This is a genomic window from Rhizobium herbae, from assembly GCF_019511375.1.
In the GTDB taxonomy this organism is placed as follows: domain Bacteria; phylum Pseudomonadota; class Alphaproteobacteria; order Rhizobiales; family Rhizobiaceae; genus Pararhizobium; species Pararhizobium herbae_A.
The window spans coordinates 537,537-560,251 of sequence record NZ_JAEUAO010000002.1; the positions used below are offsets into that span (position 1 = coordinate 537,537).

Sequence of the window (22,715 nt, forward strand, 5' to 3'; positions counted from 1 at the left end):
GCAACGAAAGACCTTTGCATTCGCCCCTTCTGGCGAATGTGAAATCAAGCAGTCCTTCTTTGAATTTGTGCACGATTTTGAATGATCCGCGCCTGGGCGCGCGGAAGGAGCGTTATTCCATGAACAAGCAGGTTATAGAATTCGGCGGAGAAGCCGTAGGTGTCGTCGTCCCGGACGCTGGCCGGCTGAAGTTCGTCGCCGTGAAGTACCATGTCTGGGATCTCGATTCGCGGCACTTCCGTTCGGCCGATGAGGCAAGGGCGGCGGTCCGCAGTCTAGTGGCCGCCCAGCGCGGGCGGCAGCCCGTATCACAGTCTTCCGGCATATCGGGCGCCTATGCCGTCGCCTGAGCAATAAATCTGCGCGAAAATCGTAGATTGGCCATCTTTTCACTAAATCGGTATATTGGCACGGCTTCTCATGTGGTATGCCGGGTTATGTGATGGCAATCAGCAAGCAGGCACCAGTTTCAGTGCCTGTTTGTGAACAGAGCGAACTGCAATGCTGACGAAAAAGGGAAAATACGGATTGAAGGCGCTGGTAGATCTGGCCCGACTCGATCCGGGCGAGACCGCCTTCATTACCGAAATTGCAAGCCGCAACAATATTCCGAAGAAGTTTCTGGACACTATTCTTCTGGAACTCAGAAACGCGGGTATTCTACGTTCGAAGAAAGGCCCTGGTGGCGGCTACTCTCTGTCGCGCCCCGCTTCGGAAATCCGCATCGGCCAGGTCGTGCGCACGCTGGATGGCCCGCTGGCGCCGATACGCTGTGCCAGCCGCACGGCTTATGAGATGTGTGACGACTGTCGTGATCCGGATACATGCGAGGTTCGCCGCTCGATGACCACGGTCCGAGATGCCATCGCCGATATTCTCGACACGATGACGCTCGAAGATTTCGTCAATAATCCGGGTCAGCCGGTTCTCCCGGAAGATGAGCTCGTCGCGAAGCGTGCAAGCTGAGGCTGAAAGATCACCGTTCCTCGGTTCCCCGCTGTATTCTGCCGAAATCACGGGAAAAGGGCCTCATTTGGCCAATTTGATTTGATCTGAGAAGGCTCTCGCTATAAGCGATGCTTACTTTTCAGTCTTGGAGCGTTGATGATGGGTCTCAGGCAAGTTGACGTGACTAGTCCGAAAGAATGCGCTGTCGCCGAATCGATCGGACGGTCCATCGCCACTGCCGTCGACGGTATTAATGCGCTTGCCTCTTGCTTTGCTGCCGACCAGGTCCTTGCGCGCTCGCTGGTCGACGCCGTTGAGCTGATCGCCCGTCGCAACGGCCGCGTCGTCGTATCCGGGGTCGGGAAAAGCGGGCATATCGGCCGCAAGATCGCTGCGACCATGGCTTCTACCGGAACCTCGGCTTACTTCGTGCATCCGACAGAAGCTAGCCACGGTGATCTTGGCATGATCACGTCGGAAGACCTGCTCATTCTGCTTTCCTGGTCGGGCGAGACCGTCGAGCTCGGCAACATGCTGACCTATGCCAAGCGCTTCAACGTTCCGATTGTGTCGGTAACATCCAACTCCGAAAGCCTGTTGGCACGCAATTCCAGCGTCGCGATCACGCTGCCGAAGGTGCAGGAGGCCTGCCCGCATGGGCTGGCCCCGACGACATCGGCTATGCTGCAGCTCGCCGTCGGCGATGCGCTGGCAATTGCGCTTCTCGAGCGCCGTGGCTTTTCGGCGCAAGACTTCAAGACATTTCATCCGGGCGGCAAACTGGGCTCGCAATTGCTTCTCGTGCAGGAGCTTGCGCATACGGGCGAGGCGATCCCCCTCCTGCCGCTCGGCAGTCCCATGGGTGACGCGGTAATCCAGATGTCATCCAAGGGGTTTGGTGTCGTGGGCATCACCGACGAAGCAGGAAAACTGGTCGGCGTGATCACCGACGGCGACTTGCGCCGGCATATGTCTCACGACCTGTTGCTGGAAACGGTTGACACCGTGATGTCGCATAATCCGCGGGTCATCAAGGGCGGTGTTCTTGCCAGTGCGGCGATGGAATTCATGCAGGCGCAGAAAGTCACAGTGTTGTTTCTGGTCGATGACCTCGGGGTCCCGCGCGGCATATTGAACGTCCACGACTTGCTGCGCGCCGGCGTTGCATAAGCAGTGCCTGGAGCCTGGGCAGATCATTCGTGCCGGTCTCCATGGTTTGGTCAACGGCCGCCAACATGAGCGCGCCGTTCTCCGTATGGAATGGGGATAATTTGCGAGATATCCTTGTCTGAACGGCATCAATCCTTTCCTGCTGGACCAGCGGACCCAGCAATCCGTCAGCCGCCGGAGACGTCGATTGCTCCACGCGATGCAATTAAAACCTTTGCCTTTCAAATCCAGAGCTGGAAGCAGGACGTATTCAGGCGCTATTTTCCGGATCGGGATTTCACCTTCGTTCCCATGTACTTGCGGGAGAAGGAATTCCAGAGGGTATGGGCCCCACAAATCTCGCGCGCGGACCGTCCGCAGATTTTCGTCTGGGGCGTCAAGGTGCCTGAGGGCTTGCGGGCCGTTGCGGAAGAACACGATATCCCTGTCTTTGTGATCGAGGACGGGTTCATTCGTTCGGTTGAGGCCAATGCCAGCCGCACGCCGCCGCTGTCGCTGGCACTCGACGCGGGAACAGCCTATTTCGATTGCCGGAGACCGTCAGATCTGGAGCGGCTGCTCGCCACCCACGACTTCGACGGCTCTCCCGATCTTCTGCGGCGCGCAGCGGCGGGCATTCGTCTTCTCCTGGAAACGGGCGTCAGCAAGTACAATAGCGGGACGAAAACGGACATCGAGGATCTTTATGGTCCAAAGTTCGGCAAGCGGGTGCTGGTGATCGGCCAGGTCGAGGACGATGCTTCCATCCAATACGGCTGCCTGCCGCCTATTAGCAACAACGATCTCGTCCGTCTCGCGGCACGAGAAAATCCCGGCGCCCAGATCATCTACAAGCCGCATCCGGACATTCTCAACCGTGTTCGTCTCGCGCAATCGAATCCGGAAGATGTACGGCATCTCTGTGACATCCTCGCCCGGCCCCTGGGTATGGCGCAGGCCTTCGAAACAATCGATCACGTATATACGATCACCTCGCTCGCGGGTTTCGAAGCGCTGTTGCGAGGGATAAAGGTCACCGCATACGGATGCCCTTTTTATGCAGGCTGGGGGCTGACGGACGACCGCCAGCCCAATCCGCGGCGCGGACGGCGGCTTTCGATCGAGGCATTGTTTGCTGGCGCCTATCTCCTCTACCCGCGTTATTTCGATCCTCGCACGGGCAGGGAGGTTTCCTTCGAGGAAACCGTCGAGCGGATTCTGGGATATCTTTCCGCTGGGGAGGTTCTTTCCGAACCGTGCTTATCCGGGCCACGGTGGCGCCCCTGGGGGCCTTATGGTCTTCTTGGCTGGCGCCATCTGCTGACGCCGCTCTTGTCACCGGTGATTGCCAGGATCGGCAACATGCGCGATGCGCGGGACTTCAGGGAAGATCCGATCCTGTTCTTTCGGGAATTGTCTAATCCGAAATTCAGATTGGTTGGGCGGATTCTGTATCCCTTCGACAAATGATCCGCTGTGTCCTGTCGCTTCGCTCGCGCGTCCCGGACATGGGTTGTCGAGCACTGTCAGTGCCCACGAGGTGCGATTTTCGCCGGTTTTTTTCTCGGCGGCGGATCTATGAAGGCGCCGGGCTGGTTGAGTGACCGGTTGTGCAGCCGTTCGGCGATCGCCGCTGCACCGGCATCGGTCCCAGCGGTTGAATAGAAATTGCCACGGACCTGGATTGACGCCGCAAGCAGGCGGAAAAACGCCGACCGCAGCGAGGCTTCCGGTGGCTCGGGCGTGCGCCAGAATTGCTCCAGCGGCGCCTGGTCGCTTAGCCCGGCGATATCGAATACGGCGGCCCCAAGCACTTTCACGGGCTTTCCAAGCTGCAGGGCATGCAGGCCGACGGTGGAATTGACCGTAACGGTTCCCTGAGCTCTTTCCAGCAGCGCATTGAGGTTACCCCCGTCAAGCACGTGAACGCGTTCCCCGACGTTGAGCCTGACTGCCAGATCGGCCACATGCTTTCGCCAGTTGATGAGGCCGTTATCGAGTGGATGTATCTTGACCAGGAGTTGGGTATCGGGCGCTGCGTGGCGGGCAAAGGACGTCAGGATCTGGCCGATGGCTTCGCGCTGGTCGTTATAGGGCGAGTGCGCGCGCAGCTGAAAATCAGTTTGCAACTGCAGCGGATAGATGAAGAAGGGTTTTTCACGTTCCAGACAACTATCGACAAGCTGGCTTGCTTCCCTCTCGCGCCGGCCACTGCCCGCAAGGCGAATTACCCAGCCTGCATATTCGGCAAGCGGGTGGAAGAGAGCGTGGCGGCGATAATGCGGGAAAAGGAACCACAGGAAAACGTTCGGCAGATTGTAGAGAAGGTCATAACTCGCTTCGGCAAGGAAGCTCTGTGCATAATGTCGATTCCAATCCGGCTCGGGCAGGGTGCGGGCCGCCTCGACGATCTGCTGTGCAGCGACCGGAAAATGCGAGTTGGATGACATGCCGCCGCGCTCGAGGGTCAGCCAGTCAGGCCGCAGGTAGCCCATCTCGATGACCGACACCGCTATGTTGCGTTCCCTTGCCGCTGCGATTGCAAGCTGATGATAGGGCCTTTCCTCGCCCAGCAGGATGAGGTCCGTGATCGCGTGACGGTCCATGAACGAACCCGCATAGGCGCGCCAGGATTCGCCGCCGCGGCCGCGATAGTTGTAACTGCCTTTCCGCCGCCAGAAGATCTGGTCGCCGGGATTGAGATTGATCCTCAAGCAGCGATGTCCCTTCGCTTCCAGCCACGCCGCGATCTTCGCAAAGATCGGCGATGATGGCCCTTGCAGGAAAAGGAAGACACGCGTCGACGATTGTTGAGAACCCATCGTCAGCGACTTTCAATACAGGGCGCCGACACTATTGCAACTCGTCTTTGTGGAGATTGGCGTGCCGGAGCAGGGCCTCAAGCAGCTTCCATGGCTCCTCGTCGCGGGGGGGTGCGGGGCTGTGATGCGGCCTGCGGGCCGCAGCCAGGGGAACGATGAAATAGTCCGTGCGAGGATCGGGGAAGGGATCGGCAAAGGATTTGAGCAGCGGCGCATGGTCGCCGTAAAACACCAGCCATACGGGCCGGTCGAGCTCATTCAGATGATCCACCAGCTCGCCGAGCGCCTTGTCCGACTGCTGGAGGATTTCCAGGTATATATCGACCGGATCGGTTTTTTCTTCGACGCGGTTGGGCTCCCACGGTCCGTGATTTGCCATCGAGGCGACGAAGAGAAATCTCCCCTTGGCGTCCCCCTGTTTTTCGACATCCTTGATGACTTTGCGTGTCAGTGCTGCGTCCGAGACATACGGGCCATCCCTTGCCGGGTCATGGTCGAATTCATCGAGCATGGTCATCTTCTCGAAGCCGAGCTGCGGCATTGCCTTGTGGCGCAGGAAAAACGTCCGGTCGTAGGGATGCATGAAATGCGTGCCCCAGCCGGCATTCTTCAGTTTCGTCGGCCAGACGACGTTCGTATAGTGACTCGCCCGCAGATAAGGGTAGCTGGCATCGATGTGAAGATCGTCGGGCACGAGCCCGCTCAGCACGGCGAACTCCGTTCGCAGCGTATAGCCCCCTTCGAAAACGGTCGAAAGGCGGCCCCATTGCACGGCGAGCTTCTGCAGGCGGTCGATGGTCGGCAGTTTGATGTGGTCGACGCCGCAGTGCCGCATGTCGATGAAGGATTCCGACTGCCAGACGACAATGAGCGGCGCCTTGTTGTCAGCGTCATGTCCGATCAAGTCCTGGACGGCGGCAAAGAAGCGTTCGGAAAGGTCTGCAATGATCTTTTCGCGCCGACGGCCAAGCCAGATGATGAAATGAAACACCACCGAAGCAAAGGTGCCGAAGCGGACGGTGCTGACCTTGACGTTCGGCTTGCCGACCAGGTGCTGAACAAAGTCCGCGACCGGCCGGTTGACCGGGCCGTAGAACAGGAGGAGCCACGGCAGATCCGCGACGAGGATCATGACAATGATCCAGAAGAGCTTGCCGTTCGGCGGCAGAAGGCTCGGCTCGAAGTACATATAGAGCCCAGAGACGCCGAACACATAGAGGAACGCGACCGTCCAGAACACGATGTTCAGCGAGTTCGCATAGAAGATCGACTTGTATTTGAAGACGTCGGCGACCAGTGCGATGTCGGAAAAGACCAGGGGCTCGCGAATGAATTTGAACTTCGCGCGCGAAATGCCTGTGAAGATGACGAAGAAGCTCATGGTTCCGGCGCCGGCATAAAGTGGGCGCCAGGAGATCGCAAAGAACCCGGCAAAGACCAGGGCGATGATCGCAAGCCGCGCAAGGATATCCATTGCCGCGCGCCTGCGGCTGAAGAGCGGGCGGTTCTTCTTGCGCTGGCGTTTGGGAAGCGCAAATCTGTCGGTGAACAGGATGACTACGCAAGACAGGGCGTAGCAGAAAACGGTCAGCGTCAGCGGGTAGTCATGCATATGGAACGACGTCGACGCCAAACGGATACCTTCACGATCTATTGCTCGCCGCAGGCTTACCCGGCTGCGACAAACCGACACTTAAATCCTATTCTTGCCATACACAAGCAGGCTCGTCCCCTGTTCACTGGCGGCGGCTGATGCGCAGGATTGCACGGTCGAACCACCAGTTGAGGAAGGGCTTCACCGTTGAGCCGAAGCGACCGAGGGCCCAGAGCGCCCAGCCGAAGAATACCTCGAAACGGCCTCGGTCGATGGCGCGTGCGATGCGATGCGCCACCGCATCCGCTGTCCATGGAGCAACACGCCCCATGATTACCGCCGCTTCAAGCGGCCGGTGCTCCAATTCGCGGGCGAACTGCGGCGTTTCCGTATCCGGCGGGAAACAGACGGAGATCTTCACGCCATGTGGACGGGCTTCCGAACGAAGAGCCTCTGCGAAGCCATGCAGGGCGAATTTCGAGGCGGAATAGCCGGTATAACCATGGATGCCGATCAGGCCGGCGCCTGAGGAGACCAGCATGATCCTGCCGGTGCGGCGCTGCTTCATGCCGGCATAGACCGAGCGCACCGCATGGATGCTGCCGAGCAGGTTAGTCCGGATCTGGCGTTCGAAGGCAGCCGTCGAAACCGCGTCAAACAGCCCCGGTTCAACGATGCCGGCGCAGGCGATGAGGATATCGCAGGGGCCGAAGGCTTCTTCGCAGCGGGCGATTGCAGTCGCGGTCTGGCCTTCGTCGGCGACATCAGCGCTTTCGATGCGGATAGCGTCGGCATTGCCGCCTTTGCTGAGTTCGGCTTGGGCCGCTTCCAGTGCCGACATCGTGCGTGCGAGAAGGGATATGCGCGCGCCTCGGGACGCGTAGATCCGAGCGAGTGTGAGGCCAATCCCGCTGGACCCGCCTGTAATGATCACATGAGTCATGCTGCAAGACCGGCTCGGGAAAATTTCCGTATTTGTTCTTCGTTTCGCCAGCTCAGCGTGAGGCGAGCATCTTCATCATCTGCTGGATATCGATCGACGCGAGGCCAAAATTCCGCTCGGTGAGATCCTTCAGCTTCTCCGCCGTCAGTGTTACCGTTTGGCGAATCTGCTCCGGGGTATGTTCGCTGGTGATGAAGAAGCGCAGGCGCGCCATGCCTTCCGGTACGGCCGGGTGAATGATCGGCAGCGCGTTGACGCCGGCGGCGTGGAGGTCGTTGGAAAGCTGCACGGCGCGCAACGAATCACCAACGAGGACCGGTACGACGGAAAAGCCGCCGCTGAGGCCGGTGTCGAGACCGGCTTCTTGCGCGAGCTTCAGGAACAGCGCGCCGTTGCGTTTCAATGCGGCCGCACGTTCTGGCTCGCTTTCCAGAATGTCGAGACTTGCGATCGCGGATGCGGTCAGGACGGGGGCAAGCCCGACGCTGTAGACGAAGCCGCCGGCGCTCGCCTTGAGAATGGCAGCGAGCGCCGCACTTCCGGCGATATAGCCGCCGCAGCTCGATGTCGTCTTGGAAAGCGTGCCCATCCAGATATCGACTTCGCGGGGGTCGATACCGAAATGTTCAAAAGTGCCGCGGCCGCGGCGGCCGAGAATGCCGAGCGAATGGGCTTCGTCGACCATCAGCCAGAAACCGTATTCCGCCTTCAGCTTCATGATCGCCGGCAGATTGGCGATGTCGCCGTCCATCGAGTAGATGCCTTCGACGATCACCAGGATGTGGCGATAGTCACCCGCGACGGTGCGCAGCACATGTTCGAGGTCACTGGCATCATTGTGCTTGAACAGCCGTCTTGTGGCACCCGACAGCTTGATGCCGGCAAGCGCGCTGTTGTGGATGAACTCGTCATGCACTACGAGGTCATTCGGACCCATCAGGCAGCTGATCGCCGCGACATTGGTGAGGTAGCCGCTGACGAAGCAGACGGACGCCTCCACGCCGTAGAAGGCGGCGATGCGCTCCTCCAGTTCGGCGTGGGCCGGACGCTCCCCTGCCACCAGCCGGCTCGCCGATGCGGAGATGCCGAAGGCATTGATCGTGTCGCGCGCCTGCGACAGCACGTGGGGATGCCGGTTGAGGCCGAGATAGTCGTAAGAGGCGAAGTTGATCAGCTTGCGGCCGTCGATCACCGTCGTCGCTCCCGCTGCCGTCTGATGCGCCCGGTAGAACGGGTTGGCGATGCCGAGCTGTTCGCTCGCAGCCTTCTGCGTCAGGACCTGCTTGTATTCCGGCAGGTCATCGAATCTCGTCTGCTTGCGCCGAACCGGCGGAGGAATGTCGCGCTCCGAGCGGGCCATGCGGTTTTTTTCCGAAGACTGGTGCGTGTTGCGCATCCGGTCCAGCAGATTTTCCTTCAGGCTGCTGCTCATCTTCGAAACGCTGTGACGTTCCTCGTCCTTGCTCATTGGCTCGCTGCCTTCTCCGTGCCAGTGCCGGCACCGTTGCCGGTGTGGCGTTGCGCGAGATCGCTGACGATCTTGTTGTCTGCCGGCTCGCTATCGTCTTCGCCGCCGTGATCGCGCTTGCTGACCTTGTCATAGAGCTTGCGCGCCACGTCGCCTACGGTCGTGTTATCGGCCACACCGCTCAGCGGCATGTCGAAGCCGGTGTTCTGCTGGAAGCTGATGCCGAGTTCCACGGCCATCAGACTGTCGAGGCCGATTTCCTTGAGGACCTTGGTGCGGGAGATCGTATCCTTCGAGACGCGAAGGATAGCAGCGATTTCGCCAGCCACCAGATCATAAAGGATGTCTTCGGCTTCCTGCGGCGATTTGCCTTCGATCATAGCGACGAGATCCATCGTCTGGCCGTCGCCCCCGGCAGAATGCTGGTCGGCTGTGCGCAGGATGACTTCGAACAGGGTATTGCGAACGACCGGCAGGTTGCGCGCGGCCGCCCAATCGAGCTCCGAGATCATGGCGACAGCCGCATCGACCGTGCCCGGATCAGAGCGGATGTAGCTCTCGACCTGGTCGAGTGCGGCCTGCGCCTTCAGGGCCGTCTTGCCGATGCGCTTTGACAGGAGATCGTTGACGTCGGTGTTCTGCGCCAGGTAGCCCTTGTCGGCGATCGCACCGAAGCCGATGGCCAGGCCCGGCAGGCCTTCAAGCCGACGCGCGCGAGCCAACCCTTCTAGATAGCCGTTGGCAGCCACGTAATTGGCCTGCCCGGGATTTCCGACCAACGTCGTAGCCGACGAGAACAGGATGAAATGTTCAAGCCTGTCGGCGCGCGTCAGCTTGTCGAGAATTGCGGCGCCCTTGACCTTCACATCGATGACGGGGCGGTTACGTTCCCGGCTGAGATTGTTGATCAGCGCATCATCCAGCACCATCGCCGCGTGAACGACGGTCTTCAGGGGGCCGATCTGCCGCAGCGTCTTGAGCAGTGCGTCGGCGGCTGCCTCTTCGGTGACGTCGCAGGCGTGAACGGTCGCCGAAACGCCCTTGTTCTCCCAGCGCTTGATCGCTTCAAGCGTTTCGATATCCGCAACGCCGCGACGAGTGGCGAGCGCGATATTGCGCGCGCCCTTGTCCACCAGCCAGTTTGCGGCGGCAAGACCGAAGCCGCCGATGCCACCGACGACCAGATGAACACCTTGGCTGTCGACCGACATGCGGCGTGCCGACCGGGTGGTGACCTCGTCACGTCCCCCGACGGGGGGCAGGACGACGATCTTGCCGATATGGCCGGCATTCTGCATCAGACGGAAGGCGTTGCCGATCTCGTCGAAACCGAAGGCGCGGTAGGGCAGGGGCACGAGCTTGCCCTCTTCGAAAAGCGCTCCGATTTCGGTGAAGATCCGTTTCGTCAGATCCGGCGCGTTGACCAGCAGCTGGTCGGCGTCGATGCCGAAATAGCTGATGTTGCGGCGGAAGGGTCTGAGCCCGATCTTGCTGTCGGCATAGTAATCGCGCTTGCCGAGTTCGAGGAACCGGCCGAACGGCTTTACCAGCGACAGGCTCTGTTCCATCGCTTCGGCGAATAGCGAGTTCAGGACGAGGTCCACACCCTCACCGCCGGTCACGCCACGGATGTCGTTGACAAAGGCGAGTGAGCGGGAATCGAAGACGTGATCAGCGCCGAGCATCTTCAGGAAACGGCGCTTCTCGCGCGTTCCTGCCGTTGCGATGACCTTGGCACCGGCGAGCTTTGCGACTTGCAAGGCGGCAAGGCCGACACCGCCGGCAGCGCCGTGGATAAGGATGGTTTCGCCGGCGCGAATACGGCCAAGTTCCACCATCGCATAATAGGCGGTGAGGAAGGCGACAGGCACGGTCGCGGCGGCAACAGGGCTGAGCGTTTCCGGCAGCTTTGCAACCCCGGATCGCGAAACGACCGCATGGGTGGAGAACGCCGCCGGCGCGATCGCCATCACGGCGTCGCCGACCGAGAGGTCTGTCACGCCGCTGCCGATGGCAACGACACGGCCGGACAGTTCCATGCCGATGGTCGCGCCGGCAAAACCGTCTTCGAGCGCCTCTTCCGGCAGAAGGCCCATGGCCCACATGACGTCGCGGAAATTCAAGCCGGTGGCGGCAACTTCAACGACGACATCGCCGGGACCAGCTAGCGGGATGTCGCATTCTTCCCAGGCGATGCTGCCGACCTGCGAGCTGACACGCTGGCGGATGGTCGCCGCCTTGAACGCGCTGGTCTTGCGCAAGCTCCGGTCGACCGGGCCGGGAACGGCGCGGATTTCCGAAAGAGTTCCGGTCGTTCCGTCCAGCAGCCATTCGCGGTTGGCGCTTCCGTCCGACAGCATCGCGATTGCCGTGGCCAGCTGATTGCCGGCGCCTGCGTTGGCGCCGGTGAAGTCGAGCGAATGAATATCGAGGAAATCATATTCGTTCTGCAACACGCGGGCGAATGCCCACAGACCGCTGTTGATGCTCGAACCCGGCTCATCTTTCGCGCGAGACGCTGCAGCTACCGGCGACCCGCCGGGGGCTGCGATGACCAGGCGCGGACGATGTGCGCCCGTCGGCTCGGCGTTGGAATGATACTGGCGCAGTGCCTCGGCAAAGGCACTCAGGGACAGCACCCGGTTTTGCAGCACTGCGGAATCCTGGCTCCGATCACCGGCCGTTGCCGACGACAGGTACACGGCGCGCACCGGCTTGTCGTTGAGCCCCTTAATCGCTTCTGCAATTTTATCCTTGTCGGCATCGAGATCACCGGTCAGTTGAACCGGCACGAGGGGCGCCTCGATCGCAGCCTTGCCCGTGGGCAGGATGCTGTGAAGGCTTGAAACACTGCCTTCGTGAAGCACAAGCACGGGGCTTGCGACCTCCGGAACCGATGCCTGAGCCCCCGGCGCGCCGTCGGTGAACTGGCCGCCTTGCGCTTCGACCACGGTGATATTGCCATGCGACAATTCATGGTCTCGAACAGAGATGTTGCGCAGTCCGAGATCGCCCAGGCATTTCTGCCATTGCGTCGCGGTGGGAAGCCTGCCGATCGGGAATTCCACGGTCTGGGTGCGGGCGAACCAGCCGTCGATCAATCCGAAGGCAAAGTCGCTGAAGACTGTCGGAGCGCTGGTTGCGGCGATGAGGGCACCGTTTTCCTGGAGGCAGACACGCATCGCGTTGCGGATGGCAACATCTTCATCGACCAGCGTGAAAATCGTGTCGGATGCGCTGACGACGAGATCGAAGTCCGGAAGCGCCGCGAAAGCGTCCTTCTTCAGGACGCGCACATGCGCGTCCTCCTCGAATGCGATTTCGAGATTTCGCTGCGCACTTTCGCGCGGCTCGACCACGAGCAGCGAAGCGTTGTACTTGGAAACCAGCGTGGCAAGACGGCGGGTAAAGCCGGTGGACACCGTACCGGCTTCGACGATCCGCAGGTCACCCTTGCCGTCGGCCAGCGCCTTTTCGACTGCGGACAGGACCAAGGCCATTCTTTGACGCGTCGATTCGGAATGAACCGTCTGATGGTCGAGGGTCGCATCGCTGATGAAACCGTGCGGCTTGGACGCAACACTGGCCTCGGTGCCCGCCATTTCGGAGGTAAACAGACTGTCGATACGGTCCAATGCTTCGGCATAGGCATTGTTGATCAAAACCGCTTCGACGGCGCGTTCCGAGCGTTCGCCGTAAAGTTCCTTCAGGATGTCGCCGACCGGAGGCAGCGAGAATTCAGGCGCGATCTTCCAACTGCCGCCCTTGTGTTCGCACAAGCCTGCGTCTTCCAGAACATAGAGACAGTTTGCGAGGAAGCACCGAAAGGCGAAATCGCCGGGCAGCGACCGGGTGTCGATCAGGCCGGTTCCCTTGCCGAGCTTAAGCGCTATTTCATGGCAGGCGCGATAGATCGCCGCGTTGAAAAGCAAGGTCGTGTTGTCGATGCCGGCGCCTTCCGCATTGGCAATCAACGGCAGAGACAGGGCGCTGCGCGGCGTTGCCGCCAAGGGTACGGCGCGGTCCGAGGGCACTGCCTCATAGTGAAAGGACAGCATGTCCAGCGTCTTGTGCTGGCGCAGATAGGTCCGGCGGAACCGGCAATCGTCGAAAGCGGCGATGAGTTCGCCGCCCTTGCCGAAGAAGCGGAATTTCGCCTTGATCGAATTGGCGCTGATGCGTTCGATCTCGACGAGCGCCCGCTTGACCGCCGTGCCCGAATTGGTCACGCGCACTGACCCGAAACGCACCGGGATATAGGGCGCACCGCCTGCTTCGCCGGTGAACCTGTCGAAAAGCGCGACCAGCCCATGGAAGGTCGCATCGACGGAGATCGGGTTCAGGCCGTAGGAAACGAACGGATGGCCCGCCTCCTCCGGTTCCTTCAACTCCACATCGATGAACCGGTCGCCATAGGAGACGGCACGCGCCATGAGTTGGAACCGCGGACCGTAGTCGAGGCCGAACTGGCGTGCAGTTTCATAGGCCTTGGCAGGCGTTACGGTCGCCGTTTTCTCCAGGCCGGCGAACCGGCTTGCGGCGGCGGGCTCATCAGACGGAATGGGCTTGCGGCTACGCGCCACGGCGTGCACGGCCCAATCGTCCTCCGACAGCCGCTCGCGCGAGCGGATCTCGATATCCCCGGTCTCTGGCGAGAGGATGGTCGACAATTCCATCATCCGGTTGTCGGTAAGCTCGAGCGGTCGCACGATTTCCAGATTGGTGATGTCGACGTTCGGCGTGCCGTAATATTGCTGCGCGGCGGAGACGGCGATTTCGATAAAGCCGCTCCCCGGCAGGATGGCCTTGCCGTCAACGACATGCTCCGCAAGATCAGGAAACAGATGCGCGTCGATATGGTTCTTCCAGCTTCCGCCGTTCGGATCGGCGCGCCAGCCAGCTAGCGTGTAATGAGTCTTGGACCCGCGACCGAACAGATCGGTTGAATCGGTGGTGGTCGCCGGACGAAGTTCCGTCGGCTCGAAGGGGAGGTTGGGCAGGCGGACGAAGGCGTTGCGCTTGCCGAACAGGCGGGTTTCATCAAAGGCTGCACCGTGAGCGATGGCGCGTGCCATGGCGCGCGAGATCGGATCCCGGCCCTTTTCGCCAGCATCGCGCAGCAGGGTCGGCACGACCATGCCCGGCGCGGAGGACTGCTTGACCGTTTCCTTCAGATAGGACGACAGGATGGGGCGGGGCGAGATTTCGATGAACAGGCTGCAGCCGAGCTCGATCGCAGCTTCCGTTGCCGCCTGGAAGCGCACCGGTTCGCGGACGTTTTTCCACCAGTAGTCGGGGTCCAGTTGTGTGCCGTCCAGCCGGTCGCCGGTGACCGTGGAGAGAAAGGCGAGTTCCGATTTCCGCGGCGCGATGTCCGGAATGTCCGAGAGGAACGCCTTCTTTGCCTGATCGATGATCGGGTGGTGGAAGGGATAGTTGATGTCAAGAATCTGGACCGGGATCTTGGCTTTGCGCGCCGCGTCGCGGAAGGCGGAGATTTCGTGCGCAGGACCGGAAATGGTCACCGAATTATGGGCGTTGACCGCAGCGACGCACACGTGCTCAAGGCCGCGAGCCTTGGCGAAGGCGCTTGCCGCCTCTTCAGCAAGCATGACGGCGGCCATGGTGCCCTGACCGGCAAGCAGATCCTGGTGCAGCGATCGCTTGGCGACGATCGCAACGGCATCGACGAGCGAAAGGGCGCCGGCCGCGTAGGCTGCAGCGATTTCGCCGACCGAATGGCCGAAAACCGCCGTCGGCTTGATGCCCATGGCAACCAGCGAATCCGACAGAGCCGCCTGAACGGCGAACAGCAGCGGCTGTGCAACCTTGGTGTCGGCGAGCTTCTTGTCAAGATCAGGATCGGTGAGCAGATCGGTCAGCACGGTGTCCGAATGGAACTTGAAAAGCGCGCTGACAGAGGTGAAGCACTGACGGAAATGCAGATTTTCGCGGAACGCTTCAACGCCCATGCCGGCCCACTGCGAACCGTTTCCGGAGAAGACGAAGGCAACCTTCGCGTCCTTCGTTACGGCTTCGCCGGCTTCGCCGATGTCGGATGCGGGCTTTTCGAGGTGGCTGGCAATGGCGCGGACAATGTCTTCCGGATGATCGCTGCGCGCGGCAAAACGATAGCGCATCTGGGTGCGATTGGCACCGGAGGCGGCGACGATGGAGCGAACTTCTTCCGGTGAAGCCTTGGCGAAGGTCGACTTGTAGGATTTCAACAGCTCTTCGAGGCTGTTGACGGTGTGGGCGCTTGCCATGAACACATGGCCGGTGGCGTTGTTGCGGTTGCGCTCGTCCTGGACGGGATCCGGGTCGCTGATGACGACATGGGCATTGGCGCCGCCGAAACCGAAGGAATTGATGCCGGCGAGGCGCGCGCGCTTGCCGCGCAGCAATTCGATCGGGTTTGCAGTGACGCGAACGTTCAGCCCCTCGAAGTCGATGTTGTCGTTTGGCGTGTCGAAATGCAGCGAGGCGGGCAGATAATTGTTCTCGAGCGCCATCATCGCCTTGAGCATGCCGAACAGGCCGGAGGCGGGCTCGGTGTGGCCGATATTCGACTTGATCGAGCCGATCGGAACCGGCGCGCGGCGATTGGCGCCAATGACGGTACCGATCGACCAGACTTCGGCCGGATCGCCCACCTTGGTGCCGGTGCCATGGCCTTCGACGAAGGCGACCTGATTGGCATCGATATTGTTGCCCTCGTAGATCGAGCGCAACAGGTTGGCCTGCGCCTCGCGCGACGGTAGCGAAATGCCATTGGTGCGCCCGGCGGAGTTCACGCCGGTGGCGACGATCTTGGCGTAGCTGCGGTCCTTTTCCTGACGCGTTCTGTCCGAGCGGCGCAGGATGAAGACGACACCACCTTCGGCGCGCACGTAACCGGCGCCGTCGTTGTCATAGGCGCGGCAAAGGCCCTCGGGCGACAGCATGCGCGCCTGGGCAAAGCCGACGAACGGTAGCGGGTGGGCCAGAATGTTGACACCGCCGACGATCGCCGTGTCGATTTCACCGGCATTCAGCGCCCGCATCGCCTGGTCCAGCGCAACCAGCGAGGAGGAGCAGGCGGTATCGACCGTCATGCTCGGGCCGCTGAGACCGAAGATATGGGAAATACGATTGGAAACGATCGAAAGCGTGTTTCCCGTCATGAAATAAGGCCCGGCCGCGGCCGGATCCTCGACGGTCAGGTTGGCATGGTCGAGGCTGGACGCACCGATATAGACGCCGACATTCTCGCCATGCAGCGACGTTACCGCGATATTGGCGTCCTCGAGAGCGCGCCAGGCGAGTTGCAGCAGGACGCGCTGCTGCGGATCCATGTACATGGCTTCGCGCTGCGACATGCCGAAGACAGCCGGATCGAAATCATAGATGCTGTCAAGCACACCGGCTGCAAAGGAATAGGTCTTCCCCGGGTTGCCGATAACCGGATGCCAAAAGCGCGCAAGGTCCCAACGGTCCGATGGTACGCGCGTGACGGTGCATTTGCCCTCGCGCAAAATTCGGAACAGTGCCTGCGGCGAATTGGCTCCAGGGGCGAGACATGCACGCCCTATGATTTCAACTGTCATATTTTATCGAACGCTCTAAACTTTGTGAGTTATCCTGCTGATTGCACCTGACACGCGAAAAAGCAATCGGAACTTCTCTAACCGATCCCGTTGGATCGACCCTTCGTCACTTCGAAGCCAGCTATATCAGTGTCCTTTTACCCCATGTTTTTCAGCTTTCAACCCTGTAGCGCGAACATACATGCGCTCCCAGACACTTATGAAAACAGTTCGTAACCGTTGTGAAGACTGCAGCATTTGACGTGGCATAGGACACAGGAGCGACGCGCTCCTGCCTTGGTGCGACTGCCTTAACACTCTGAATTCAGAGAACAGTTTCGCTGAAAAAAAGGTGGTTGGGGGTGTGGATGATGGTTTTCGGTGATCTGTCCGGCGGAAGCATTTGGGTTCCGTGGGCGATGTCGCTTCCCGGGTGAAGGACTTGTGCAGGGCGCTGCTGCCCAGCGATTTCGTCGGTCTGATACGCTGGTTATCCTCTGCGATGATACTGGCAGGATCGGACCTTCGGGCGATCCCGCGGTCAGCGAGCATAAGGGTAGCGGTATTCAAGATAATGGGAGTTGTACTCCGCAGTGAACGGGATGCCCTGGGTCCGAAAGGGAACCGGTCAACCTGCCGCCGGTGGACGACCGCCAGAAGAAAAACGTGCCGCACGCATCAACCAGTCAACCAGTTTGTCTATGAGATCGTTAGTTCATAGTGCGTGAAGCTCCTGCATGCCACGCGCGACCTGCATGCCGTGGGGGCAAGTTGGCGCGCAGGCCAGCCACACGTTTCGTTCCGATCGCCGAGGTGCCCCCTCGGATAGGGGTGCTTTGCACCGGCAAGCGTCCGCCTTCGCTCTCATCGTCAATGCTTGGCGCTATCTGCGGGCGGCGACGGAAAGACGAAATGAAGCTGGCCGGATTTGATCGAAGCGCGCTCGATCATGGCCTTGTGCTCTTCCCGCATCGCCCGTGAGCGCTCCCTGAAGGCTCGCGATTGAGCGAGTACCGCCTGTGTCCGCTCGGTAATTTCATCGATATGGCGCATCACTGACCTCTTTGCCTCACAATCTGCCATCACGTCGAGCCGGCAACACCTCTCGTGGCCGAGCGACTCTTTGTTCATGTTATGTTCTTATTGAGGTTGATGTCAAGAATGCCTTGGCCGCGCTGAAGCGCCCGTCTTTGGATCATCCTGCAATGAGGCGTGCGGCCTAAGGCGCCGAAAACGTCGTAAGCTCAATCCCGGGATGTAGCTTCTTGAGGTTTGGCAGAGACTTTGACTGCCACGGAAACTCGGACGTTCCGCGGATCGTGAGATGGACACTCGGTCTGTTGCGCGCTTCGATGGTGAGCTTGGCAAGCAGATTGATCCCGGAGGAATTGAGAAACTCCAGCCCCGTCAGGTCTATGATGACATGATCCGGTTCGCCCTCAAGAACGCTCATGACCAGGGCAAAAATAGGGGCATAAGCCTCCGTGCCATGCAGGCGCATGGTCCCATCGAAGTAGATTGTCTTGTCTTCCGACCAGACGCGATATTCTTCGTCCTTGATTTCCATGTTGTGTGCCCATCAGTTCGAGATGTGGGGGACCGTGATAGACGCATAGGTTTCCAGCGGGATTTTGCTGTCCTGTTCCCTGGAACCAAAAACCCACGCAAAGTGAGCGCCATAATCGCTCATGAGCGTCAGAAGTCCAAGCCCTGAAGTGGTCGTGCTCACATGCGTCGCATTCGCTTCGATCCGCTCTATAAGAAGGTCTCCGGGATCGCCGGTCGTTATTTCTGAAAGCAGATCTTGGAACCGCTGGGCCGCTGTCTTGTCGATGAAATTGGAGACCTTTGTGCGAAAGGTGTTGGCCTCGATCGAAGCCTCCAGGATAACTTCACCGCCCATGCGGAATTTTACGGCATTTTCTATCAGCTCGTTGATCAGATAGCCAACGTTGTGGCGGACCTCTCTGTAGACGCTACGGGATGCGCGGTAGCGCAAGGCGACGAACTCCGCGACGAAATCCGCCGTCATCGCGCAGTGTTTGAAGCTGAGGTCCAGTGGTCCTTCGAACAGGCGAAGTCGTGTGACATGTTCGCCCGTTTCGATCGTAAGGTCTGCCATTCCAAATAAGGTCGTCATCGCTCACCTGTGCCTCATGACAACGAGCGTGATGTCGTCATGAATCTTATGCGTGCCGATATGTGCCATCAGGTCCTCGATGATTCCCAATTTGACGTCTTCGGCGCTTCGCCCGTATCGCTGCCGCGCACTTTCGCACAACCGCTCGATGCCAAAAAGCTCGCCGTCCCGGTTCTCGGCTTCCGTAACGCCGTCGGTGTGAAGAATGATCATATCACCGTGACCGAACGCAATTTCCCGAGTGGCCACGAAAGCCGAGATATCCGCTTCCAGGCCAATCGGCAAACCGAGATCAAGGGTGTCGATCCGCTCCACCAGGCCGAACTTCCGAACCACGATGACTTCCTCGTGCTGGCCGGAAAGCGTCAGGCGTCCCTTCTCATAGTCGAGGAACGCCAGGGATAGATGCTTGTTGGTGTTGGTTCTGACAATATTCTTGTAAATGGCTCGGTTGACGGAATTGAGGAATTGCGAAGCGTCCATGTTGCCCGCTTCCTGGAGAGCCCGCGCCACTGACTGGACCATCAACATCAATACGCCGCTCTCCAGGCCATGCCCGGTGACATCGCCGATGCCGATTTTCAGTCGCTCACCGTCCTTGAGAACGTCGTAGTAGTCACCCCCGACCTCGTCGGCGGGCCGCATGTAGGCTGCAATCTCCACGTCCGTGATTTCCTGGAGCTCTCCAGCCTTTGGCAGGACCATCATCTGGATGTGGCGCGCCACGGCCAGTTCCGCGCCGAGGCGCAGATTCTCGCTGCGCAACTGCGTGTTCAATGCTGAGATCTGCAGGTTCGCCTCTTCGATCTCGCGCGTTCGGTCTTCCACAAGCTGTTCAAGATTCTCTGTATGAAAACTGATCTGCTCCGCCATGCGATTGAAAGCGGCGCCGGCCTCGCCGACCTCGTCGCGGCTCGGTATATCAACCCGGACGGAATAATCCTTGAGCTGGATGCGCTTGGCCGCACCGGCGAGAGCGCTGATGCCGCCGGTTATTCGCTTGGATATCGCGAACACCGCGCTAATCACGAAAAGCAGAGATACGAGCAGCGCCAGGATCTGATAGACCAGGATCCGGTTCGTGGCCTCTGTGATTTTCGCCTGGGCAGCAAACAGCGAGGCATAGATTTCGCGTTCGGGCACGACGATGCCAAGCGACATGGTTTCGCGCACAACAGGACCGGATCCCCACAGGTTTGTTGGCTGCAGCTGCTTCAGGACAACCAGGTAGGGTACCTTCTCGCCGTTTTCATCGAGCATGATATGTTGTAACGAGCCGTCCTGATCCAACGGCAATTGCGCGATCTGCGGCTGTGCGCTCCGACGCAGGGAGCGGTCGAGACCGGTCACGCCTTCGCTGTTTGCAGCGCTTGACGACCGAAGACCCATCACCTTCTCTCCGACCGGATTGATGGCGACGACATTGCCGTCCGACATCGTCAGGAAGCCGAAACCGTTATCGGCCACTTTGACGTTCTCGACGATTTCCGCCAGTTGATCGAGCGTAATATCCGCACCGGCCGCACCCGCTACCGCCTTGCGATCGCCAGTCCACAGAGGCCGGAAGAAACTGACGATGAGCTTGCCGGTGATCGCGTCCGTATACGGTGCCGTCTGGGTAATGTCGTTGTTTACCGGGCGCAGGCCTGGATCCTGAGCCCACTGCTGCCACGACTCGTAAAGCCCCGGGAAGAAGAAGGTCCAGAAGTCCGCCTCGTTGTGCCCCGGATAAAGCCTGTCGAATGTCTGGGCCTGATCCGTATAGGGCGCTGTCCTGAAGATGGGCCGTTCTCTCGGGCCGATGTAATACATCTGCAGCTTCGATTGGCCGTTTGCCAGCAGGCTCGGCGCGACGAGATCCAGAACTGCGCTGTTTTCGATCTCCGCCTCGACTTTAGGAAGCGGCTTGTGATTTGAATCGAGAAGATATCCCCACACACTGACGACGGAGAGGGGTCCAGGTCGATTCTGCGCCCATCGACCCTTCTCATCATAGACGACGTTAACCGCTTCGGGGGCGCCTCGGACCATCGCTTCCCCGATCTGGGCCTCCCTCGCCGGATGGTCGATCTGCGCCTGCAGCACGCCGGCCAAAGTGCCGACGTCGGAATGGACCTGAGCCAGCAGCAGATTGACGCGGGCGGCTGTCGTTTCAGCATAAGAGCGGATGTAGTCCTGGTTGGCCCGTTCCAGCCCCTGGCCCACCTCCGCCGTGGCATCGCGGGAGAGCCGCTGGACGTTCCAGAGTGCAAGGCCGCCACTGACGAGCAGATCGAACAGCACAGCGCCGCCAACGACAAGGACGAACTTGGCGCGAAATGAGCGTAGGCCAAGACGGGGGGTATGGTGCAGCGGTGCGTTCATAGAGGCTTGCGTCCCGACGCCACCCAGATCGGCCAGCCGGCATAGCCTTTGGGATGGAGGGCGGCGAAGATATGGTCCTGGAAACCTTGGCGGAAGCGCTGGATGAATTCGGCACTATCTCCACGCTTCACGGCCATTTCGCCGGCATAGACATCTTCCCAGGCCATGATGACGTCGGCGAAGTCCCGCGGGTCGCCATCCAGATTGGTGACCATGAAGGTCTCGACGATAATGTCTTCGAAGCCGGCATCGACGAGGTACCGGCGGCTTTTGGGGCCCAGTTCCACATCCATTTCGAAATGGCTGAACAGTTTCGCGACCTCGTTGTACGTCCATTGAATGCTCTGCGATCGAGGTTCGCCGAGGCAATGCGAGTTTTTCTCGTTGGTTATGTACACCCGCCCTCCCGGCTTGCAAATCCTGTAAAGCTCCCCGAGCAGCACGTCTGGCCGGTTGAATATCTGCAGCGAATGGCGGCAGGTCACCAAGTCGAATTGATTGTCCTCGAGTAACATCTCGGACGCGTCGCCATAGGTATACTCGATATCCGTGATACCGAAACCGGCTGCCACGTCGCGCGCATAGGCAAGGCTTGCCTTCGAATGATCGAGCGCCACAATTCGCGCCGGCTGGAACTCCTTTTGGACGAGCACCGCGAAATCACCGATACCGCAGCAGATGTCCGCCATCACGATTCCGGGGCGCATGCCGTGCCGCGGAAGGATTGCGCGCTCGTGGCGCCACGTCATCTTGGTCTGCGTGCGCAGTATCGGAATAAAGCTCGTGTTTTCCACGAAGTTCTGGCCGGGGTAGAATTTGGAATCGTAGACCTCGACCGTTATTTGCGGCTCGAGCTTGTTCAGATGTGCAAACATCCGTGTGGTCCAGCCGACGACGCTCGAGGTGATGATCACGAAGCGAAGATCCGACCGCGCCCGGCAGGCATCCAGAACCACCCGCACAAAGGCGTGAAAAGCCGTGTTGTTCATCTGAATGAGGCGCTTCACATTGATGTAGAGGACGCCGCGCACCTCTTCGATTGCCTCCTTCAGCGTCGACAGGCTTGTCGCGATCTCGTCGGCCGAACGCGGCCGAACCACGCCGGCAAGAGAAAACTCCTGGCTGTTGGGGTCAAACTCTGCGCTGAAGGGAGCGGAAGGATTTACCGAACTCAAGTCACAATCCCTTCAAGCGGCAAATCCACGACGAGCGTTATCGACGAGGGAGCGCTGTCTTCCAGGTGAATCAGAGCGTCGAAGTTGATCGCGAGGTCCAACAAAACGGCATCCCGAGTTGGTGCCAGGTCGGCCGAAATGGAATCGAGATAGCGCGCAAGCGCGTCCCCCCGGCGCGCTTTCGCCACAGCTTCATTGAGAAAATGCCGCTGGCGCGGAGGACATGGAAACGTCAGTTTCACCCGTTCCGTCGGACCCTGCCGATAGACCGCACAGCCGATCTGACCGTCGGGAGAGCCACCGCGAAACAAGACCTCCAGGAGTTCGTTGAGCGCCGATGAGAAGAAGTTCGAATGGCGAACGGGATCTGTCCGGTTGTGGCTGATCATCCGCGCCACGAAGGTCGACAATTGATCGCAATGGTGCCAATCCGAAAGAAAGGTCCCCATTTCCATCTCAAGCTGAAGCAAGGGCTCGAAGTCTGCTTCAGGCTCTTTTTCGGCTACATGCATGCCGCTTCCTTCTCCACGAGTCGAACTCTGTTACG

Annotated in this window: 15 protein-coding genes; 4 read left to right on the top strand and 11 right to left on the bottom strand. The window is 59.9% G+C overall.

The window, feature by feature from the left end; all coding sequences use genetic code 11:
• Positions 1-119 precede the first annotated feature (119 nt).
• The 4 genes from JNB71_RS09800 to JNB71_RS09815 all read left to right on the top strand — a co-directional run bounded on the left by JNB71_RS09800 (position 120) and on the right by JNB71_RS09815 (position 3,567).
• Entirely contained in the window at positions 120-350 is a 231-nt protein-coding gene (locus tag JNB71_RS09800; protein WP_220371629.1) for a hypothetical protein, read from the top strand.
• A gap of 151 nt (positions 351-501) precedes the next feature.
• Positions 502-966, top strand: coding sequence for an RrF2 family transcriptional regulator (locus tag JNB71_RS09805; protein WP_220371630.1), 465 nt, complete (start codon positions 502-504; stop codon positions 964-966).
• 138 nt (positions 967-1,104) lie between these two features.
• Complete coding sequence (locus JNB71_RS09810) at positions 1,105-2,118, top strand: KpsF/GutQ family sugar-phosphate isomerase (RefSeq protein WP_431028549.1); 1,014 nt, start codon at positions 1,105-1,107, stop codon at positions 2,116-2,118.
• A 162-nt stretch (positions 2,119-2,280) separates the two neighbouring features.
• On the top strand, positions 2,281-3,567 hold the full coding sequence (locus tag JNB71_RS09815) for a capsular polysaccharide biosynthesis protein (RefSeq protein WP_220372234.1): 1,287 nt from the start codon (positions 2,281-2,283) through the stop codon (positions 3,565-3,567).
• A gap of 56 nt (positions 3,568-3,623) precedes the next feature.
• Here JNB71_RS09815 and JNB71_RS09820 read toward each other — a convergent pair whose 3' ends face one another.
• From JNB71_RS09820 to JNB71_RS09870, 11 genes are all read right to left on the bottom strand, one after another.
• Positions 3,624-4,919 carry a capsule biosynthesis protein gene (locus tag JNB71_RS09820; RefSeq protein WP_220371632.1) on the bottom strand — a complete coding sequence of 432 codons (1,296 nt, stop codon included), beginning with the start codon at positions 4,917-4,919 and terminating at the stop codon, positions 3,624-3,626.
• Between the two features lie 31 nt (positions 4,920-4,950).
• Complete coding sequence (locus tag JNB71_RS09825) at positions 4,951-6,531, bottom strand: LTA synthase family protein (RefSeq protein WP_220371633.1); 1,581 nt, start codon at positions 6,529-6,531, stop codon at positions 4,951-4,953.
• Positions 6,532-6,655: 124 nt separating this feature from the next.
• Entirely contained in the window at positions 6,656-7,456 is an 801-nt protein-coding gene (locus JNB71_RS09830) for an SDR family oxidoreductase (protein ID WP_220371634.1), read from the bottom strand.
• A gap of 52 nt (positions 7,457-7,508) precedes the next feature.
• Positions 7,509-8,924 carry an aminotransferase class I/II-fold pyridoxal phosphate-dependent enzyme gene (locus JNB71_RS09835; protein WP_220371635.1) on the bottom strand — a complete coding sequence of 472 codons (1,416 nt, stop codon included), beginning with the start codon at positions 8,922-8,924 and terminating at the stop codon, positions 7,509-7,511.
• A complete protein-coding gene (locus JNB71_RS09840) occupies positions 8,921-16,510 on the bottom strand; it encodes a type I polyketide synthase (RefSeq protein WP_220371636.1) in 7,590 nt (2,529 codons plus the stop codon). The genes JNB71_RS09835 and JNB71_RS09840 overlap by 4 nt, the downstream gene beginning before the upstream one ends.
• A gap of 849 nt (positions 16,511-17,359) precedes the next feature.
• Complete coding sequence (locus tag JNB71_RS09845) at positions 17,360-17,620, bottom strand: hypothetical protein (RefSeq protein ID WP_220371637.1); 261 nt, start codon at positions 17,618-17,620, stop codon at positions 17,360-17,362.
• A gap of 88 nt (positions 17,621-17,708) precedes the next feature.
• Positions 17,709-18,056, bottom strand: a complete 348-nt coding sequence (locus JNB71_RS09850) for a slr1659 superfamily regulator (RefSeq protein WP_220371638.1) — start codon at positions 18,054-18,056, stop codon at positions 17,709-17,711.
• Positions 18,057-18,068: 12 nt separating this feature from the next.
• A complete protein-coding gene (locus tag JNB71_RS09855) occupies positions 18,069-18,629 on the bottom strand; it encodes a slr1658 superfamily regulator (protein WP_220371639.1) in 561 nt (186 codons plus the stop codon).
• A gap of 3 nt (positions 18,630-18,632) precedes the next feature.
• A complete protein-coding gene (locus JNB71_RS09860) occupies positions 18,633-20,993 on the bottom strand; it encodes a SpoIIE family protein phosphatase (RefSeq protein WP_220371640.1) in 2,361 nt (786 codons plus the stop codon).
• Complete coding sequence (locus JNB71_RS09865) at positions 20,990-22,168, bottom strand: class I SAM-dependent methyltransferase (protein WP_220371641.1); 1,179 nt, start codon at positions 22,166-22,168, stop codon at positions 20,990-20,992. The genes JNB71_RS09860 and JNB71_RS09865 overlap by 4 nt, the downstream gene beginning before the upstream one ends.
• The gene (locus JNB71_RS09870) at positions 22,165-22,680 is read right to left on the bottom strand and encodes a ubiquinone biosynthesis methyltransferase UbiE (RefSeq protein ID WP_220371642.1); all 516 of its coding nucleotides are present in this window, start codon (positions 22,678-22,680) and stop codon (positions 22,165-22,167) included. Before JNB71_RS09870 ends, JNB71_RS09865 begins: the two co-directional genes overlap by 4 nt.
• Positions 22,681-22,715 lie beyond the last annotated feature (35 nt).

What these genes read in the sequence shown, in the direction of transcription:
- JNB71_RS09800 (WP_220371629.1), top strand. Translation starts at nt 120, where the DNA reads ATGAACAAGCAGGTTATAGAATTCGGCGGAGAAGCCGTAGGTGTCGTC.
- JNB71_RS09805 (WP_220371630.1), top strand. Translation starts at nt 502, where the DNA reads ATGCTGACGAAAAAGGGAAAATACGGATTGAAGGCGCTGGTAGATCTG.
- JNB71_RS09810 (WP_431028549.1), top strand. Translation starts at nt 1,105, where the DNA reads ATGATGGGTCTCAGGCAAGTTGACGTGACTAGTCCGAAAGAATGCGCT.
- JNB71_RS09820 (WP_220371632.1), bottom strand. Translation starts at nt 4,919, where the DNA reads ATGGGTTCTCAACAATCGTCGACGCGTGTCTTCCTTTTCCTGCAAGGG.
- JNB71_RS09825 (WP_220371633.1), bottom strand. Translation starts at nt 6,531, where the DNA reads ATGCATGACTACCCGCTGACGCTGACCGTTTTCTGCTACGCCCTGTCT.
- JNB71_RS09830 (WP_220371634.1), bottom strand. Translation starts at nt 7,456, where the DNA reads ATGACTCATGTGATCATTACAGGCGGGTCCAGCGGGATTGGCCTCACA.
- JNB71_RS09835 (WP_220371635.1), bottom strand. Translation starts at nt 8,924, where the DNA reads ATGAGCAAGGACGAGGAACGTCACAGCGTTTCGAAGATGAGCAGCAGC.
- JNB71_RS09840 (WP_220371636.1), bottom strand. Translation starts at nt 16,510, where the DNA reads ATGACAGTTGAAATCATAGGGCGTGCATGTCTCGCCCCTGGAGCCAAT.
- JNB71_RS09845 (WP_220371637.1), bottom strand. Translation starts at nt 17,620, where the DNA reads ATGAACAAAGAGTCGCTCGGCCACGAGAGGTGTTGCCGGCTCGACGTG.
- JNB71_RS09850 (WP_220371638.1), bottom strand. Translation starts at nt 18,056, where the DNA reads ATGGAAATCAAGGACGAAGAATATCGCGTCTGGTCGGAAGACAAGACA.
- JNB71_RS09855 (WP_220371639.1), bottom strand. Translation starts at nt 18,629, where the DNA reads ATGACGACCTTATTTGGAATGGCAGACCTTACGATCGAAACGGGCGAA.
- JNB71_RS09860 (WP_220371640.1), bottom strand. Translation starts at nt 20,993, where the DNA reads ATGAACGCACCGCTGCACCATACCCCCCGTCTTGGCCTACGCTCATTT.
- JNB71_RS09870 (WP_220371642.1), bottom strand. Translation starts at nt 22,680, where the DNA reads ATGCATGTAGCCGAAAAAGAGCCTGAAGCAGACTTCGAGCCCTTGCTT.